The 17,494-nt window shown below is 59.3% G+C and carries 15 protein-coding genes and 1 pseudogene; 10 read left to right on the forward strand and 6 right to left on the reverse strand.

Annotated features, from left to right (window positions below; all coding sequences use genetic code 11):
* The first annotated feature begins 6 nt into the window (after positions 1–6).
* The 7 genes and pseudogenes from ACN2TU_RS17225 to ACN2TU_RS17255 all read left to right on the forward strand — a co-directional run bounded on the left by ACN2TU_RS17225 (position 7) and on the right by ACN2TU_RS17255 (position 10,786).
* Complete coding sequence (locus tag ACN2TU_RS17225; protein WP_435157078.1) at positions 7–1,245, forward strand: RNA-guided endonuclease InsQ/TnpB family protein; 1,239 nt, start codon at positions 7–9, stop codon at positions 1,243–1,245.
* A gap of 495 nt (positions 1,246–1,740) precedes the next feature.
* Positions 1,741–4,342, forward strand: a pseudogene (locus ACN2TU_RS17230) (heavy metal translocating P-type ATPase).
* Between the two features lie 108 nt (positions 4,343–4,450).
* Complete coding sequence (locus ACN2TU_RS17235) at positions 4,451–4,822, forward strand: ArsR/SmtB family transcription factor (protein WP_435157080.1); 372 nt, start codon at positions 4,451–4,453, stop codon at positions 4,820–4,822.
* A complete protein-coding gene (locus ACN2TU_RS17240) occupies positions 4,819–5,091 on the forward strand; it encodes a DUF7521 family protein (protein WP_435157081.1) in 273 nt (90 codons plus the stop codon). The genes ACN2TU_RS17235 and ACN2TU_RS17240 overlap by 4 nt, the downstream gene beginning before the upstream one ends.
* Before the next feature lie 33 nt (positions 5,092–5,124).
* Positions 5,125–7,464 (forward strand): Eco57I restriction-modification methylase domain-containing protein, encoded by a 2,340-nt coding sequence (locus ACN2TU_RS17245; RefSeq protein ID WP_435157082.1) that lies wholly within the window; start codon positions 5,125–5,127, stop codon positions 7,462–7,464.
* Positions 7,465–7,688: 224 nt separating this feature from the next.
* A complete protein-coding gene (locus ACN2TU_RS17250) occupies positions 7,689–9,524 on the forward strand; it encodes an SLC13 family permease (protein WP_435157084.1) in 1,836 nt (611 codons plus the stop codon).
* Between the two features lie 194 nt (positions 9,525–9,718).
* Positions 9,719–10,786 (forward strand): glutamate-cysteine ligase family protein, encoded by a 1,068-nt coding sequence (locus ACN2TU_RS17255; RefSeq protein WP_435157086.1) that lies wholly within the window; start codon positions 9,719–9,721, stop codon positions 10,784–10,786.
* Between the two features lie 6 nt (positions 10,787–10,792).
* Here the strand turns inward: ACN2TU_RS17255 and ACN2TU_RS17260 are convergent, their stop codons facing one another.
* The 3 genes from ACN2TU_RS17260 to ACN2TU_RS17270 form a co-directional block, all read right to left on the reverse strand.
* Entirely contained in the window at positions 10,793–10,924 is a 132-nt protein-coding gene (locus ACN2TU_RS17260; RefSeq protein ID WP_435157088.1) for a hypothetical protein, read from the reverse strand.
* Entirely contained in the window at positions 10,921–11,232 is a 312-nt protein-coding gene (locus ACN2TU_RS17265; RefSeq protein ID WP_435157090.1) for a DUF7979 domain-containing protein, read from the reverse strand. Before ACN2TU_RS17265 ends, ACN2TU_RS17260 begins: the two co-directional genes overlap by 4 nt.
* Before the next feature lie 115 nt (positions 11,233–11,347).
* Positions 11,348–11,551: an HVO_2901 family zinc finger protein gene (locus ACN2TU_RS17270; protein ID WP_435157092.1), complete on the reverse strand. Its 204-nt coding sequence runs from the start codon at positions 11,549–11,551 to the stop codon at positions 11,348–11,350.
* Positions 11,552–11,673: 122 nt separating this feature from the next.
* Here ACN2TU_RS17270 and ACN2TU_RS17275 point away from each other — a divergent pair, with 122 nt between their 5' ends.
* Entirely contained in the window at positions 11,674–11,949 is a 276-nt protein-coding gene (locus tag ACN2TU_RS17275; RefSeq protein ID WP_435157094.1) for a MarR family transcriptional regulator, read from the forward strand.
* Between the two features lie 28 nt (positions 11,950–11,977).
* Here ACN2TU_RS17275 and ACN2TU_RS17280 read toward each other — a convergent pair whose 3' ends face one another.
* Positions 11,978–12,208, reverse strand: coding sequence for a hypothetical protein (locus ACN2TU_RS17280; RefSeq protein WP_435157096.1), 231 nt, complete (start codon positions 12,206–12,208; stop codon positions 11,978–11,980).
* Positions 12,209–12,288: 80 nt separating this feature from the next.
* Positions 12,289–13,347 (reverse strand): zinc-dependent alcohol dehydrogenase family protein, encoded by a 1,059-nt coding sequence (locus ACN2TU_RS17285; protein ID WP_435157097.1) that lies wholly within the window; start codon positions 13,345–13,347, stop codon positions 12,289–12,291.
* Positions 13,348–13,472: 125 nt separating this feature from the next.
* On the opposite strand from ACN2TU_RS17285, the gene ACN2TU_RS17290 reads away from it, so the two are divergent.
* Complete coding sequence (locus ACN2TU_RS17290) at positions 13,473–14,126, forward strand: DedA family protein (protein ID WP_435157098.1); 654 nt, start codon at positions 13,473–13,475, stop codon at positions 14,124–14,126.
* 93 nt (positions 14,127–14,219) lie between these two features.
* Positions 14,220–15,485 (forward strand): translation elongation factor EF-1 subunit alpha, encoded by a 1,266-nt coding sequence (gene tuf, locus ACN2TU_RS17295; protein ID WP_435157099.1) that lies wholly within the window; start codon positions 14,220–14,222, stop codon positions 15,483–15,485.
* Positions 15,486–15,549: 64 nt separating this feature from the next.
* Here the strand turns inward: tuf and ACN2TU_RS17300 are convergent, their stop codons facing one another.
* Positions 15,550–17,409 carry a glycoside hydrolase family 15 protein gene (locus ACN2TU_RS17300; RefSeq protein WP_435157101.1) on the reverse strand — a complete coding sequence of 620 codons (1,860 nt, stop codon included), beginning with the start codon at positions 17,407–17,409 and terminating at the stop codon, positions 15,550–15,552.
* Between the last annotated feature and the right edge of the window lie 85 nt (positions 17,410–17,494).

A 17,494-nucleotide genomic window follows, 5' to 3' on the forward strand; every position in this document is an offset into this window, starting at 1 on the left:
TAATGTATGGAGGCTCGGCGAACTGTTCAAGTCAAGCTATCTGTGAGCGAAAGCGACGCCGACCTTCTTCACGAGACGATTCAACAGTTCCGATGGGCCGCTAACTACGTTGTTCTGAACGCTCGAAACGACGACGGCTACGTCGAAACGAGCAAAGGCAAACTCAACAGCCGAACCTACGACGACGTTCGCTCTGAAACTAACCTTCACGCGAACCTTGTTCAAGCGGCTCGAAGCCGTGCGGCTGACGCGTTGAAATCCGTCGTGGCAAAGTGGAAACGCGGAAAGAACGCGAGTCTCCCGTACTTCTCCTCGCCGTTCCTCGAATACGACAAACGGAGCGCGACGTTCCACGATGACCACGCGTCCCTTTCGACTGTGGATGGTCGAATCACCGCCGAATACGTGTTGCCCGACGACGAACGCGAGACTCCACATTCGGAGTACCTCTTTTCCGACGACTACGAGACGACCGGTGCGACGCTTCACTACCGCGAAACCACGGACGAGTTCTACTTTCACGTCAGAACAAAGGCTGACGTGGACGCTCCCGAACCACGCGAGAACGGAACGGTTCTCGGCGTGGATCTCGGGGTCGAAAACATCGCCGTCACTTCGACTGGCGTGTTTTGGTCGGCAGCCGAACTAAACCACTGGCATCGCGAATACGAAAAGCGACGTACATCGCTCCAACAGTGTGGGTCGCGTAGTGCTCATGAGAACATGCAAGCGGTCGGTCTGAAAGAGACAGGCCGATTCGACCAGCTTTTGCACCGCGTATCGAACGAGTTGGTCGAAGAAGCCGACGCACACGGATGTTCGCATATCGCCTTTGAGAACCTCACGGATATCCGTAATCGGATACCCGGCGCGAAACGGCTTCACGCATGGGCGTTCGGCCGCCTCTACGACTACACGGCGTACAAAGCCGAAGAACGCGGGATTTCAGTTCAGCAGGTGAATCCTGCGAATACCTCGCGTCGATGTTCGTCGTGTGGGTTCACTCACGAGGACAACCGTTCGTCGCAGGATACGTTTGAGTGTTTGAAGTGTGGCTATTTGAACCATGCAGACTACAACGCGGCGAAGAACATCGGCTACAGACTCCTTGGCAAGCAAACCGCTGGCGAAGGAGGCGCACCCATAGGCGTGCGCTTGAACACCGGGATGATGAACGCGAACGGCGTCACTGCCGTACCAACGTTGGGTAGAGCGGGAGTCCATGGTGAATGCTACGGCCTTTAGGCCGTGGCAGCTTACTGATTCGTCTGCGTTCACGAATCCTTCGTGTATAGGAATCTTCTCGCAAAATCCGAGTGTGGGTATCGATGAGTGTCAGTCGATTCGTCAGGCCGTTCGCCGAGAGACCGGGGGCGAGTTCGCCCGAAAGCGTCGTTGTTTCGGGAGCGGGGTTCGGGCTGTCGATTCCGGAAAACTAACTGCATCCGGCGGTAGCGACGGAAAGGCAGAGAACGAGTGCGAGGAGGGCACGGCGCATCGTTCAAAAAATATCGTTCTTTTGATTTAAAATATGTGGCAAAGTAGAACGAACGACGGCGGAGAAAGGATTTCGGGAATGGGGAATTGAAAAAAGAGTTTGAATCGTATTCCACCTAAACATCCAAGGTTTCACCGGTTCGGCTCACTCGTTTCTAAAGGGCAACGGGGATGAAGAAGCGGTTCGTGTGAGAACATAAGGAGCAACTCGTGACGCAAAAAACGCAGCTCGACATCCACAGAATGAGTTGTACGAACTGCTCAGGGACGGTCACTGAGACACTCGAATCGCTCGACGGCGTGCGGGAGGCGAACGTCAACTTTGCCACCGATGAGGGAACTGTCGAGTACGACCCCGAAGAGGTCTCACTGGCAACCATCTACGCAGCCATCGAGGACGCGGGATACGACCCGGTTCGCGTGACGACGACAGTAGGCATCTCGGATATGTCCTGTGCGAACTGCTCGGATGCGGTCGAAACCGCACTGGAATCGGTTCCCGGCGTCATCAGAGCCGACGCCAACTTCGCCACCGACGAGGCCAGCGTCGAATACAACCCCGCCGGAGTGAGCATCGACGAGTTCTACGACGCCATCGAGAACGCGGGATACAGCCCCGTTCGAGAGGATTTACGAACGGGGAGATCCGACGGTGAAAGCGGACGCGAAAGTACGGGAGACGAGCGCCAAGACGCCCGTGACGCCGAGATTCGAAAGCAGTTCCGACTGACGCTGTTCGGAGCACTGCTCGCGCTTCCACTCCTCGCGTTCATGTTTGAGCATCTCTTTTTCCCGGAACTGCTCGGCGAGACGTCGTTCGGCGTCGATATTTGACTCGTCCAGTTCCTGCTGGCGACGCCAGTCCAGATTCTACTCGGCAAGCAGTTCTACAAGAACGCCTACACAGCCCTCGTAAAGAATGGAACGGGGAACATGGACGTGCTCATCGCACTGGGGTCAACCACGGCGTACGTGTACAGCGTGGCCGTCATGTTCTCGCTCATCCCCGGCGGGACGTACTTCGACAGCGCGGTGCTCATCCTCGTGTTCATCACGATGGGCAACTGGCTCGAAGCCAGGTCGAAAGGCAGGGCCAGCGATGCTCTCCGCGAACTGCTCGAACTGGAAGCAGATACCGCGACGGTCATCAAAGGGGGAACGGAGCGCGAAGTTCCATTGGGTGAAGTGGACGTCGGTGACCGACTCCGCGTCCGCCCCGGGGAAAAGATTCCGACCGACGGCGTGGTCGTGGACGGCGAAAGCGCAGTTGACGAATCGATGGTGACCGGCGAATCGGTTCCGGTCGAAAAGGGGGAGGGCGACGAGGTCATCGGCGCGACCATTAACGAAAACGGGGTTCTCACGGTTCGTGCAACCAAGGTCGGCGGGGAAACCGCCCTTCAGCAAATCGTGCAGATGGTGAAGGAGGCACAGGCCCGGCAACCCGAAATCCAGAACCTCGCGGACAGAATCAGCGCGTATTTCGTTCCGGCAGTCATCGCCAACGCGCTGTTCTGGGGCGTCGTCTGGTATCTCTTCCCCGAAGCGCTCGCCGGATTCGTGAACGCCCTGCCGATCTGGAGTCCGGTTGCGGGCGGGCCCGAAGCCGTCGGCGGAAGCGTCTCGGGGTTCGAGTTCGCCATCGTCGTCTTCGCCAGCGCGGTGCTCATCGCCTGCCCCTGCGCGTTGGGGCTTGCGACCCCAACCGCGACGATGGTCGGCTACTGCAATCGGCGCGCGAACGGGCGTCCTATTCAAAGGTGGCGACGTGTTGGAGCGCGTGAAAGATACCGATGCGGTCGTCTTCGACAAGACCGGCACCCTCACCGAGGGCGAGATGCGCCTCACCGACGTTGTTGCGCTCGAACCAACGACTGACGGAGGAGCGGCGACCGACGGTGGAACTGACGCAGTCACGGCCGAAGGCAAACCCGAACTCACCGAGGAGTTCGTTCTTTCTGCAGCGGCGAGCGCGGAATACGGAAGCGAACACCCGCTCGCACAAGCGATCGTCGAGGGAGCAAAAGAACGAGGTATGGACGTCGAGGAGCCTAGTTCGTTCGAAAACGTCCCGGGTCACGGAATTCGTGCGGAGACGAGTCACGGCGACGTTGTCGTCGGCAATCGAAAACTTATGCGTGATGAGGACATCGACCCGAGTCCCGCGACGGACGTGCTGGAGCGCTTCGAGCGCGACGGAAAGACGGCCATGCTCGTCGCGGTGGATGGGCACCTCGTCGGCGTCGTGGCGGACGCCGACGAGGTGAAAGCGAGCGCAACGGAAGCCGTGAGCGCCCTTCGAGCGCGTGGACTAGACGTTCTCATGCTGACGGGCGACAACGAGCGAACCGCCCGCGCAGTCGCCGAACAGGTCGGTATCGAGCCGAAGAACGTCCGCGCCGAAGTCCTACCGGACAAAAAAGCCGCAGTAATTGAGGATGTGCAATCGGAGGGGGGGGGGCGAGCGATGATGGTTGGTGACGGGGTGAACGACGCGCCAGCACTCGCCGCGGCATCCGTCGGAACAGCCATCGGGAGCGGAACCGACGTGGCTATCGAGGCCGCCGACGTGACGCTGATGCGGGACGATCCACGCGACGTGGTGAAGGCCATCCGTATCTCGGAAGGGACGCTTTCGAAAATCAAGCAGAACCTCTTCTGGGCACTGGGGTAAAACACGGCGATGATTCCGCTGGCCTCGCTCGGACTTCTGCAACCGGCACTCGCGGCGGCGGCGATGGCCTTCTCCAGCGTGAGCGTGCTGGGCAACAGCCTGCTGTTCCGACGATACGTTCCCGACCACGATTACGAACTCCTCAGTGTCCGCCCTAAACAGCGGAAATGACGGAGGCATCTCGCCGCATCGTCAGCCGATTTTCGATGATTCTCGGCCGATGAAAACGGTCGCAGTAGTCGAACCAATTATGTATCGAGCCACGGAAATCGAAATCGAATGGTGCGGGACTTGGCAGATGACGCGCCCGAGTTACAAGAGATACTCGACGCTCTAGATGACCCCGCCTGCCGACGAATCATCATGGAACTGAACGACCCGCAGACGGCGCGCGAACTTGCCGACGAAACCGACATTCCACTCTCGACACTTTACCGAAAGCTCGATATGCTGAGTGATGCATCACTTGTCACGGAATTGACCGAAATCCGCGAAGACGGCCATCACACATCCAGATACCAACTCGCGGTCGAATCGGTGAACATCTCGTTGACGGACGACCGGGAGTTCGACGTATCGATAGAGCGCCCGCCGGAAACGACCGACGAGCGCCTCGAACGATTGTGGTCGGAGGTACGAAAGGAAACATGAACGTTGCACCCATCGTCATCGCGCTCAAGACACTCACACTCGCCCTCGGAGGGGTGATAACGTATTTTGCGTACAAAGCATACCGACGAACCGGTTCGAGAGCACTTCGCTCGCTGGCGGTCGGATTCGGTATCGTCACCCTCGGGGCGTTCCTTGCGGGTATCGCGGATCAGGCGTTCCAAACCGACCGCCAACTCGTTCTCGTCATCGAAAGCGCACTGACGGCCATCGGGTTCGCCGCTATCGCATACTCGTTGTATGCCGAGTGAAGGCTTATCCGTCTTCGGAAAGAGTTGCAATCGATGGATACACTCCGCGGAGCGGACGAACATCCTGCGGAGCGACTCGACGAAACCGTCAGAACCGCCCTCGAACTGGTCACGAGTGACGTGCTCGGCGATGCTGAAAACGACCCGCGGCGAGCGTTCGATGTCGCGCTCGTGGGCGTATTTCGCGCTCTCGTCGCCGGGTTCTCGGCGAGTCGAGGACGGGACGAACCGCCGTTTGCTCACGGAGAACCCCTCATCGAACAGCGGAAACTGTTCGAATCACTGTCGCCGACGCGACTCGATTCCGTCCTCGACGAAATCGAGTACGACCGGTTATCGACGCGTCATCTCGGCGGCGTCTACGAACGATTGCTCGACTGCGAACCGACCGTTACCGATGGCGAGGTACGCCTCACGGAAGAGGCGACACAACGGGCATCGGTCGGTGCGTACTACACGCCCGAAACCGTGGTCGAATATGCCGTCTCGCAGGCAGTCGGAGAAAATCCCGACGCCACCGTGCTCGACCCGGCGATGGGAAGCGGCCATTTCGTGACCTGTGCAATCGATACACTGGCGGAACTGCGTGGCGACGAATACGAAACCGCGCGGAGAACGGTGGCTGAGAACCGCGTGTTCGGCGTCGATGTAGACCCACTCGCCGTGGAGCTCGCCCGGTCAGCAGTGTGGTTCGAAACCGGCGTGTGGGCCGAGGACAACCTCCGAGTCGGCGATTCACTGGCCACCGATACCGACTGGCCCGGAACCGGGCGGTTCAATGCGGTGGTTGGCAACCCGCCCTACGTCCGGAGCCGACACATTCCGACCGAAACCAAAGCCGACCTCAAATCGAGGTACGAGACCGTAACGGGCGCATTCGACCTGTACGTCCCGTTCGTAGAGCGGATGACTGCCCTGGGCGACCGAGTGTCGTGTGTCGTCCCGAACAAGTGGACGACGGCACGATACGGACGAACGCTCCGTGACCACCTCCTCGACCGGCATCGACTGGTCGAACTGCTTGACGTGTCGGCGGTGTCGGTGTTCGCCGACGCGAGCGTCTACCCCCTCGTCGTCACCGTCGAGGCGGAATCCGGACCGACAGAGACGATTCGAGTGCGGCAGGCCGACACCCTCACAAAACTCGATGACAGAGGCGACGAAGCGCCCGGTACCCTCCTCTCGCGGGCGTTCGTGGACGAGCTCGGTGACCGAGTCATCCCGGTCGGAATCGATCCGGCGTTCGTGCCGATTGCGGAACGACTCCGGCGCGAAAACGACGAACTCGGGGCGCACGTCACACAGACCGAGGGAATCCACACCGGAAACGTTCGGGATAAACTCGTCGTGGACGACCCCGGTCCGAACTGCGAACCGCTCGTCAATGGCGGCAACGTCTCGCGATACGGACTGAACTGGGACGGGAAATGGATTCGATTCGACCCGTCGCTCATCGGCGACGGCGAGTACGGAAGTCTACGCGACCGGGACGTGTTCGAAGACGAAAAACTGCTGCTTCGAGATATCAGCGAGCGCCCCGTCGCGACGTACGATGACGAGGGGTTTTACGCGCTGAACACGCTCTACAGCGTTCGTTCACGTTCCGACCTGCCGCTCCGATATCTCCTCACGGTCATCAACTCGACTGCGGCAACCTGCTGGTTTCAACAGGTGTACGGCGGCACCCACGTCAGCGGCGGATATCTCCGCTTTAAACCGATGTTTGCGACCCAACTGCCAGTTCCGAACGGAAACGACGATCGCGTCGCGCTCGTCGCGCTCGCAAATCGAATGCGTGACCTCGGGCGTGAACGGGACGATATCGAAATTCGGCTGCCGGTCGGAGATGGCCCCCGATTGGGTGAACTGGTGCGAACTACCTCGGCCGACTCAATGTTGGCCGAAACGACCGAAACGCGGGACGGGCTTCGACTCGGAGCCGTGTCGGTAGCTGAAAAGGAGAGCGGGCAAACCGACGGCGAACTCGTCGTTTCCGCGACGACGAGATACCGACCCGACCACGATTCGGAAACCGATTCGTGGGGGTTCACGGAAACCGACCCTATCCCGGCGCTGGTGTTCGAGGGGAACAAAGAGTGGTGCGATTTGATTCGATGGTTTGTTCCGCGTGCGGTGAACCGCAACGGATTCACCGACCGGGCGACGAAAACCATCGCCCTGACCGACCGACTGGAGTCGCTTCGCCTGCCGGAACCCGACGACGCCCACGAGTTTATCGATGCGAATCGCCGGATGGAGGAGTTAGAGGGGAAAATCGCGCGGACGGACGCCGCCATCGACCGACTGGTGTATCGGGCGTATGGGCTTTCTATGGACGAAATCGAGACGATAGAACGATTGGCGAAGCGATAACGAGTTCTGCGAAAAGGACACGGAGGGGTCGGTGAGCACAAAGTGAGGGTATGAAATCAAGGTGTCGCGGTGACAGTATCCGGGACTCCTGTGAGACGAGGTAGCCACGTCTTCGGTATCGCCGAATATCCGAAACGCCGTCGGAAAGCATCTACAAATAATATTCTTAGATTTTTCATAAGTTATAGGAAGCCTTTATGAGTGAAACGTTCGTATGTCAACGCATGTTGCAGGTCGGGGTGGCCGGTGTGACGACTGACATGCTCGTAGTGTTCGCTATCGTCGGCCTCGCGCTTGTTCTCTTCGCAACCGAACTCCTTCCTGTCGATGTCACCGCAATTCTGGTGATGGTTACACTCATCGTCCTCGAACCCTGGACGGGCATCGACCCGGCGACCGGAATTTCGGGGTTCTCGAACGAGGCGACCATCACCGTGCTGGCGATGCTCATCCTGAGTTCGGGCGTGAGTCAAACTGGGGTCGTACAACTGCTCGGAAACAAGTTGGCGACATTCGCGGGCACCGATCTCAGAAAACAGTTGTTCGCTACGATCGGCGTGGCCGGGCCAGCCTCCGGGTTCGTCAACAACACCCCGGTCGTGGCGATTTTGGTTCCCGTCATCACCGACCTCGCCCACGAGGGAAACACCTCGCCCTCGAAACTGCTGATTCCGCTCTCCTATGCCTCCATGCTCGGCGGGATGCTCACCCTCATCGGCACCTCGACGAACATCCTCGCCAGCAACGTTGCGGGGCGGTTGGCGGAAACGACTGCTGACCCGAGACTTCACGCCTTCTCGATGTTCGAGTTCACGGGACTCGGCGCCATCGTCCTCGTCACCGGGAGTCTTTACCTGCTGTTCATCGGCCATCGACTCCTGCCGGAACGCGTTCCGCCGGAAGAAGATTACATCGAGGAGTACGAAATAGAGGATTACTTGACCGAGGTGGAGGTCAACGAGGGGTCACCGCTCGTCGGACAGACCGTCAGAGAAGCCATCGACACGGCGATTTTCGACGTGGACATCATCCAAATCGTCCGCGACGACGAGACGTTCATCGAGCCTATCGGTCAGAAGACGGTGCGGTCGGGCGACATTCTCAAAGTCCGAACCGACCGCTCGACGCTCCAGTCGCTCGTGACGCTGGACGACCTGACGCTCGTCGGAACGCCAACGGACGACTCTATCGACCCCGGCGAGAAACAGACGCTGGTCGAAGTCGTCATTCCGTCCGGTTCCGAACTCGTGGGCGAGACGCTTTCGAGTTCGACGTTCCGCGAACGGTACAACGCGACCGTCCTCGCGTTCCGGAGTCGCGGCGAACTCATCCGCGAACGACTCGACCGCGTGACGATTCGAGTTGGCGACACCCTGCTCATGCAGGCGTCGGTGGACAGCATCGACCGTCTCGCCGCAAATCGGGATTTCATCGTCGCGCACGAAGTGGCCGACCCGGATTACCGAACCGACAAGATTCCGGCGGCGCTCGCCATCATCGCTGGCGTCGTCCTCCTCGCCGCAATCGGCATTTTCCCCATCCTCGTGACGGCACTCGCGGGCGTCGTGGCGATGGTCGCAACCGGCGTGCTACGACCGACCGAATTGTACGATTCGGTGGAGTGGAACGTCATCTTCCTGCTGGCGGGCGTCATTCCGCTCGGTGTCGCACTCGAAGCGTCCGGCGGGGCCGAACTGCTTGGCGGTCTCGTCGCCGCCAGCGCGGATTTCCTCCCAGTCATCGCCGTCCTCTGGGTGTTTTACATCGCCACCGGCCTCATCACCGAGGTCATCAGCAACAACGCCAGCGTCGTTCTGATGATTCCCGTCGCAATCGAGGCAGCGCTCCGCATCGACGCGAACCCCTTCGCGTTCGTCCTCGCCGTGACGTTCGCCGCCTCGACGTCGTTCCTCGGGCCGGTCGGCTACCAGACGAATCTCTTCGTCTACGGTCCGGGCGGATACAAGTTTACGGACTATTTCCGAATCGGCGCACCACTCCAACTGCTTCTGTCGGTCGTGACGGTCGGTGGAATCGCCGCTTTTTGGGGACTCGCCTGAATCGAGACCGATTTCTGTCGGCAACCGTACACCCCAATCCGTAATGAAATAATTCGCATAAGTTATTAACCGTCGGACGGCGTATGTTACTCATCGCTCGGTGACGTATCGTTCGGCGACGTTCGATTCCTGTTGCGTAGCGATCTGTTGCGATAGCGAATCGCACTTGTCACCGACCGGGGGTGGGGTGGGGTATGAAAATCGGAGTCGAAGCAGAATACTGGGTTGTGGATGAATCGGGCGGGTTAGCGACCGAAACGGACGAACTGTTCGACGTAAGTGAATACGTCGTCCCGGAGTTCGTCACGCCGTTGTTAGAGGTGCAGACGCCACCCGTTTCGAGTCCCGAGGAACTGCGTCTGGAATTCGGGTCGATTCTCAGAGCCGTCGCTGAGGCGGCCGAGGACAGAGGGCTGTCGCTCGTTCCGCTCGGAACACCGCTCACCCGTGAATCGTTCGAAATCACGTCGGAGCGCGGACGGTTGTTGGAGAGCATGTACGGCGACGACATGGAATACGCGATGAACTGTGCAGGGACGCACGTCCACTTCGACAAAGGAAACGTCGTTCGACAGATGAACCTGCTCACCGCGCTCGACCCTGCACTTGCACTCGTCTGCTCATCGCCGTACATCAACGGAAACAGGTTGGCGTGTTCTTCCCGCGCCGCGGTGTATCGCTACGAATCACACGAAACGTTCGCTCGCTACCGCGACCTGTGGGAGTACGTCGAGAGCGAAGCCCAGTGGGAAGAACGCATCGACGAAGGGTATCATGTCTTGCAACTACTCGCACGGGAACGTGGCATCGACACCGAAACATTCGGTCGCTACTTCCACCGTGAAAATACTGTGTTGACCCCGGTTCGACTCCGCCATCAATCGCCAACGGTCGAATGGCGCGCGCCGGACACCGCGCTTCCGAGCCAAATCCTGCGCCTCGTGAGCGAAGTTTCGAGTCTGTTGCAACAGACGGAGTACAAGGAGGTAGTTATCGGGGAGCCCGGCGTCCGAACGAACGAAATCGGGATTCCGCCGTTTTCCGAACTGCGCGAACTCAGCGAGCAAGCGATCAACGAAGGAACCGGGTCGCTTCGCGTCCAGGATTATCTGACCACCATGGGCTTCGACGTGACGCGCTACCATCCGATTTCGGAGCGCATCGAAAACGGATGGACGCTTCCCCAGGATGAAGCACGTCGAATCAGGCTCGAGTACGCCGAACTACTGAAAGAGGATGTAGACGGATTGATGAGCGCATAAAAACGCTCAACCAGCTCCCGACCGAAAGCCGCTGACCACGTCGAGCCACGAAACGAAGACGAACGCACTGATGAGTGCGGTCGTCGTCCCACCGAACAGGGTCGCCATTCGTTCGGTGATGTGTTCGCGCTCGTTCACTTCGATTCTGTACACTCGGTCGTTGGCGATGATAAACGAGTTTCGTAGTTGGTCCGGCGTTCCTCGTCTATCTCGTACGACCCCCGGAGTTTCGCACGTCCGAAGGCGAGCCGTGCGTCACTCGATAGATCTCCATACGTTACCGACGACGAGCGCACGCCCGGTTCGTTTTCGCTCACTTGCTCGGTGGTAAGCGTGTACGTCGTGGAACTTTGCGGCGGCTGGAGGAGTGCGTAGCCGGAGAGGACGAGTCCGGCAACGAGCAGGAGCGTCGCGAGCAGTTGAATGACGAGTCCATCGAACCGCATCTGATGTTCGTCTTCGTGCGGTGTGGCGACTTAAAGGATTTTCATCTGTCCAGCGCAGAAAGAAATGGACACCAAAACTGCATTCGGGAGCAAAAATAGGATGGTTGTTCGCCGATCACCGACGGGATGGCAGTACGTCCTCTACGGGATAGAGGTCTTCACGAATGCCGGATCCATCACAGTCCTCGTTCGGGCATCGATACCGCCAGCCGTCGTCGGTCGCCGTGTCCGCGTCGAAGCGCTCCCCACACTCGCGGCAGAACAGTCGGTCGATGTCAGTTGCGCGCTCCCGACTTGCAAGTTCAGGCTGCATACTCATACCTTCACAGTCCTCAATGAAAGAACCTACGTTTTTTCGCTACTGACCCGGGTGACACGGGTGACACCGGGTTACCCACGAGTTAGCGAGCGGTTTAGTGGGTGGCGCTCGTCGCACCGTACATGGAAAAGCAGACCCTGACCAGCCTGTGTGACCTGCCACCGAGCGCGAAACTGGTGTTCAAAGTGTTAGAGTACAGCGGTGCACACACACAGAAAGAAATCGTTCAGCGGTCGCGGTTGTCGGCGCGAACGGTCAGGAGTGCATTGGAGAACTTGGCAGATGTCGGAGCAGTCACGGAAGAAGTGTACATTCCTGATGCCCGCCAACGACTCTATCGGTTGGATGACTCCCGCGACTGGGAGCAGGTGAACTGTCTGGAAGAAGCACCAGTGTGATGTAGCCGACGTTCGACCTGGAACCGGTTTACCCACGTCTCTCAACCGAATACAGCCAACTCGGTCGTTCGCCGGTCAGCAGGTACAAGCCAGTGCCCAACAGCGCGAGCGGAGCGACGGCCATGAGAATCCAGCCAGTGACTCCGGCATCGGCAGTCACCGCACCCGCAATGAGCATGAATGCGATGGCGGGGGTCGCAAGCAAGAGGAAACCGATGACGATTGCTTGAGGGAGACCAACGTCAGCAAGCGAGCTCATATCGAAAATGACCATCATGCCGACATGTTTTTTACTTAGATACTTGGCGAGAGAGCGTCGAGGTACGAGGCCGAAACTTCTTACCGCGAAAAATCGACGACTTCGATTCCCGACGTGTCGAAGTTGCTCATCGCCTCCAACCTGTCCGGAACTTCGGCAAGCCCCACCGTCTTGGTCACCAGTTTTCCGGGCGAAAGCACATCCCGTTCGAGCATCCTGAGCAGTTCGCCGTACCGCGAGGGTGGCATGCCGCGCGACCCGAGGAAGGTGATTTCGCGCATCGTCATCGCGTCCGTGGGGAGCGAAACTTCGCCTCGCTCCTCGTCCGTCGTCAGCCCGAGTTGGACGTGCTGGCCGCGCTGACGAAGACAGTCGATGGAGTTGCGACAGGTTTCCGCGATTCCGAGGGCGTCGATGGAGATATGCGCCCCGCCGAAACGGTCGTGAACCTCGGTCGGAACATCCACCGATTCGGCGCGTATCGTCTCGTCCGCACCCAGTTCCCGCGCCGTTTCGAGTTTGTCGTCGTCCAAATCGACCGCGACGACGTTCGCGCCGAGGGCGTCGGCGACGTGAACCGCCGAGAGACCGACCCCACCACAGCCGTGCACCGCGACCCAGTCGCCGGGCGTCAGGTCGACGCGATGGGCGAGGGCGTGGTAGGCCGTCACGAACCGACAGCCGAGTCCGGCCATCTCGACCGAGGAGACGTTTTCGGGCAATCGAACCGCGTTGTAGTCGGCGTAGGGGACGTGTACCTGTTCGGCGAACGCGCCGGGTGCGTTCGCCTCGAAGCCGAGCGAAATGCCGTTTTCACAGACGTTACCGTGTCCGTTCTGGCAGTACTCGCAGTGCCCCTGTCCGAGGTTGAACGGAACCGCGATTCGGTCGCCCTGCTCGATTTCGGCCACCTGCTCGCCGACCGAGACGACCGTTCCCGCCGGTTCGTGGCCGAGAATCTGTCCGATAGGGACTTGATCGTCGGCCCATTCGCCATGGCCCTGCCACGCGTGCCAATCGCTTCGACAGATTCCGCAGGCCTCGGTTTCGATGACGACGCCGTGGGATTCTATGTCGGGTTCCGGTACGTCTTCGATGGAGAGCGGTTCGCCGTACGCGTTCAAAACTGCGGCACGCATGTGTGGGCGTGAGTTCGTGTGGCACGGGATTAAATCGGCGGGGAGCGGCAAGTCGTGATGAACAAAATAATCCACATCAGTTCGGGTAGAAGAAATATAAACGTCGAACGCCAATCGCCGCGTAGATGTTCGAGTGGTTGACGCAGGAAGTGCTCTCTTTCGTCCGGGCGTACGGATATTTCGCCCTGTTCGTCTTCATCATCCTCGAAACCGCTTGGATAATCCATTTCGTTCCGAGCGAGATCATCATCCCCGCGACGGCAGCCTTTCTCGTGCACGACCCGTTTTCGTTCGTGCTGTTCGTCGGCATCATGACGGTCGGGGCCGTCATCGGCAGTCTGCTCGGCTATTACCTCTTCGGCGTCAACGGTGAGGAGCTCATCCGCCGATACGGGCATCTCATCCACGTTCCGGAGGAAGAAATCGAGCGAAGCCAGACGTGGTTTCACCGATGGGGCGAAGGCCTCATCTTCTGGGGCCGAGTCGTTCCCGTACTTCGGACGCCCATCTCCATCCCCGCCGGGTTCGCGCAGATGAACCTCGGCAAATTCACGCTGTACTCCACCGGCGGCTGGTTCATCTACAACACAGCCCTCGTCTGGCTGATTTACGGCCCCGAGGACGAAATCTCCCCGCTCGGTGCGGCCGTCGCGTGGGTCAGCGATGCGACGGCGAGATACGGCACCGAAGCAGTCGTCGGGGTTGGCGTGGTGCTGACAGCACTCTGTGGAATCGCGTGGTGGCAATTTACGCAAAATTCGTCGCCGACACCGGAGTAATCGTGACGATTTTTTGGAAGGTTCGCCCGCAGGTGCGGCATAACTGTTTTTGTAGCTGAGAGTGAAGGATGTCTAGTACGGGGGAATGGGGAGATGCCAGACAAACCACACCAGAACCTAGCGATTATCGGCCACGTAGACCACGGAAAATCGACATTAGTCGGACGACTCCTCTTCGAGACGGGAAGCGTCCCGGAGCACGTCATCGAACAGCACAAGAAAGAAGCGGAGGAGAAGGGCAAGGGCGGCTTCGAGTTCGCCTACGTGATGGACAACCTCGCCGAAGAACGCGAACGCGGGGTTACCATCGATATCGCCCACCAGGAGTTCGACACCGACGAATACTACTTCACCATCGTGGATACGCCGGGGCACCGCGACTTCGTGAAGAACATGATTACCGGCGCGAGTCAAGCCGACAACGCGGTACTCGTCGTCGGCGCGGACGACGGCGTTCAGCCACAAACGCAGGAACACGTCTTCCTCGCGCGAACGCTCGGCATCGGCGAACTCATCGTTGCCGTGAACAAGATGGACGCGGTCGATTACGACGAAGACCGCTACCGCGAGGTCGTCGCGGAAGTGAAAGACCTGCTGAATCAGGTTCGATTCAACACCGACGACGCCGAGTTCATTCCGATTTCGGCGCTGGAAGGGGACAACGTCGTCGAACACAGCGACAACACGCCATGGTACGACGGACGGGTCATCCTCGAAGCACTGAACAACCTACCGGAACCGGAACCGCCGACCGACGCGCCGCTCCGCCTGCCGATTCAGGACGTGTACACAATTTCCGGAATCGGGACGGTTCCAGTTGGCCGCGTCGAGACGGGAACCCTGAACACGGGAACGTCCGTATCGTTCCAACCGAGCGACGTGAGCGGGGAAGTGAAAACCATCGAGATGCACCACGAGGAGGTTCCGGAGGCCAGACCCGGCGACAACGTCGGGTTCAACGTCCGCGGCGTCGGCAAGAACGACATCCGAAGGGGTGACGTTGCTGGCCCGGCGGACGACCCGCCGAAGGTCGCCGAGACGTTCAAGGCCCAAATCGTCGTGATGCAACACCCCTCGGTTATCACCTCGGGGTACACGCCAGTCTTCCACGCCCACACGGCACAGGTCGCCTGTACAATCGAATCCATCGACCAGAAAATCAACCCCGCAAGCGGGGAGGTCGAAGAGGAGAATCCCGACTACATCCAGAGCGGTGACGCCGCCGTCGTCACGGTCAGGCCGCAGAAACCGCTCTCCATCGAACCGTCGTCGGAGATTCCCGAACTGGGAAGCTTCGCGGTGCGAGACATGGGCCAGACGATTGCGGCGGGGCGAGTGCTGGAAGTGAACGAGAAGTAACGGCCGTCGAAAAGATCGTTTTACCGTTTTTCGATCCACGAGCGCGAAGCGAAGAAGTCGGAGATTATTCCTCAATAGCCCCGATACCGCTCCCCAAATCCAGTCCGATTGGGGCGAAACCACGGCTGTCACGTCCGGTCATCCGACCGAGATACAGCGCGGAATTGATGAGACCGATGTGGCTGAACGCCTGCGGAAAGTTGCCGACTTGAATCCCCTCATATTCGTCGATTTCCTCGGCCAGCAGTCCGAGCGGACTCACGTATTCGAGGATGTTCAGATACAGTTCTCGTGCCTCCTCAGTCCGGCCCGAGAGCGCGAGCGCATCGACCAACCAGAACGAACAGAGGGCGAACGCCCCTTCGTCGCCGGGGAGTCCGTCGTCGCCGTTGTACCGATAGACCAACCCGTCATCAGTCGTCAACCCCTCCTTGACCGCGTCGATGGTGTTCTGAACGCGTTCGTCGTCGAACGGGAGGAATCCGACGACGGGAATGAGGAGCGCAGTCGCGTCGAGAGAATCGGTGTCACCGAACGCTTGGACGAACGTCTCGCGTTCGTCGTTGTAGCCGTCCTCCAGAATCCGGTTTCTGATTTCGTCCCGCACGTCCCGCCACCGGTCGAACGGAGCGTCGAAATCCTTGTTTTCGGCAATAGCGATACCGCGGTCGATTGCGACCCAGCACAGCAGTTTCGAGAACACGAAGTGGCGCGGGTCGCCGCGCACCTCCCAGATTCCTTCGTCTTTGTTCGTCCACACGTCACAGACGTAGTTGACGATTGCTCGAACCGATTCCCAGTCGTCTTCGGTCAGATATTCGTCTCGGGTCGTCGTTTCGTACACGGCGAGGACGAGCTCGCCGTAGATGTCCAACTGCCGTTGATTGATCGCGTCGTTACCGATGCGAACCGGTGAGGAGTTTCGGTAGCCCGAGAGATGGTCAAGTGTGGCTTCATCGAGGTCGGGGTCGCCGTGGAGACTGTACAACGGTTGCACGTCCTCGGGGCTGTCGATTCGACAGAGGTCGAGGAACCAGTCGAAGTACCTCTCGGCCTCGGCGACGTGATGGAGATTGGAAAGCGCCTGAATCGTAAACGCCGCGTCTCGAATCCAGTTGTATCGGTAATCCCAGTTGCGAATCCCGCCGATATCTTCCGGAAGCGAGGTGGTTGGCGCTGCGGCGATTGCCCCCGTTTCGTGGTGCGTCAGGAGTTTGAGAACCAGTCCGGAACGCACCACGATATCGTGCCACGATCCGCCGAAGACACACTCTGATTCGTCACAGGTGTGTGCCCATTCCCGCCAGTAGGAAATCGTCTCATCGAGACGACCTCCTGCTATCTCGGCATCGATCGGTTCGGTGTCGCCGTACCGAAGGACGAACCATTCGGTCTCTCCCTCCTCCAGCGTCAGCGTGGTAGTTGCCGCACCGTCGGACAGTTCGAACGAACAGTCGCTGGCGAGAAAGATGGACAGGTCGTCGCCGTCGGCGAGAACGCCGTGACGCCGACGGTCAAGACGTGGCAATACCCGTGCGTAATCGAATCGCGGTTGGAACATGACGTTCACATCGACGGTTCTGCGCTCTCCGGTCACCTTCCGAAAAAGTGTCTGCTTCGGCACTCGTTCGCTCTCGTCTTCGACCACCGGCATGAAGTCGGTAACGCTGAAATCGCCCATCGCGGTTCGAAATTCGGTTCTGAGCACGTTCGTCCGGTCTAAATACCGCTGAGTGGCTTCGTAGGCCGCGTCCGGTTGAATGCTGAAACGACCGCCCTCCTCGTCCAATAGCCGTGCGAACACGCTCGGCGATTCGAGATGCGGCAGTGGACACCAGTCAACCGACCCATCCGTGCTCACGAGCGCACAGGTTTCGAGATTGCCGACGAGGCCGTACGATTCGAGCGGAGCGTAGTTCACCATTGATTCCCCCGATTCCGATACGGGCTATTTTCTCATCAAACACGAGGTAGTCGCGAGGTAGTGGAGTAACCGAGACGTAACCCGA

The sequence above is a fragment of the Haladaptatus marinus genome, assembly GCF_051194195.1.

Coding starts and splice junctions, on each gene's coding strand:
- ACN2TU_RS17265 (WP_435157090.1), bottom strand. CDS start 11,232: ATGCGGTTCGATGGACTCGTCATTCAACTGCTCGCGACGCTCCTGCTC.
- ACN2TU_RS17240 (WP_435157081.1), top strand. CDS start 4,819: ATGAACGTTGCACCCATCGTCATCGCGCTCAAGACACTCACACTCGCC.
- ACN2TU_RS17245 (WP_435157082.1), top strand. CDS start 5,125: ATGGATACACTCCGCGGAGCGGACGAACATCCTGCGGAGCGACTCGAC.
- ACN2TU_RS17250 (WP_435157084.1), top strand. CDS start 7,689: ATGTTGCAGGTCGGGGTGGCCGGTGTGACGACTGACATGCTCGTAGTG.
- ACN2TU_RS17280 (WP_435157096.1), bottom strand. CDS start 12,208: ATGAGCTCGCTTGCTGACGTTGGTCTCCCTCAAGCAATCGTCATCGGT.
- ACN2TU_RS17255 (WP_435157086.1), top strand. CDS start 9,719: ATGAAAATCGGAGTCGAAGCAGAATACTGGGTTGTGGATGAATCGGGC.
- ACN2TU_RS17290 (WP_435157098.1), top strand. CDS start 13,473: ATGTTCGAGTGGTTGACGCAGGAAGTGCTCTCTTTCGTCCGGGCGTAC.
- tuf (WP_435157099.1), top strand. CDS start 14,220: ATGCCAGACAAACCACACCAGAACCTAGCGATTATCGGCCACGTAGAC.
- ACN2TU_RS17235 (WP_435157080.1), top strand. CDS start 4,451: ATGGTGCGGGACTTGGCAGATGACGCGCCCGAGTTACAAGAGATACTC.
- ACN2TU_RS17285 (WP_435157097.1), bottom strand. CDS start 13,347: ATGCGTGCCGCAGTTTTGAACGCGTACGGCGAACCGCTCTCCATCGAA.
- ACN2TU_RS17275 (WP_435157094.1), top strand. CDS start 11,674: ATGGAAAAGCAGACCCTGACCAGCCTGTGTGACCTGCCACCGAGCGCG.
- ACN2TU_RS17300 (WP_435157101.1), bottom strand. CDS start 17,409: ATGGTGAACTACGCTCCGCTCGAATCGTACGGCCTCGTCGGCAATCTC.
- ACN2TU_RS17270 (WP_435157092.1), bottom strand. CDS start 11,551: ATGAGTATGCAGCCTGAACTTGCAAGTCGGGAGCGCGCAACTGACATC.
- ACN2TU_RS17225 (WP_435157078.1), top strand. CDS start 7: ATGGAGGCTCGGCGAACTGTTCAAGTCAAGCTATCTGTGAGCGAAAGC.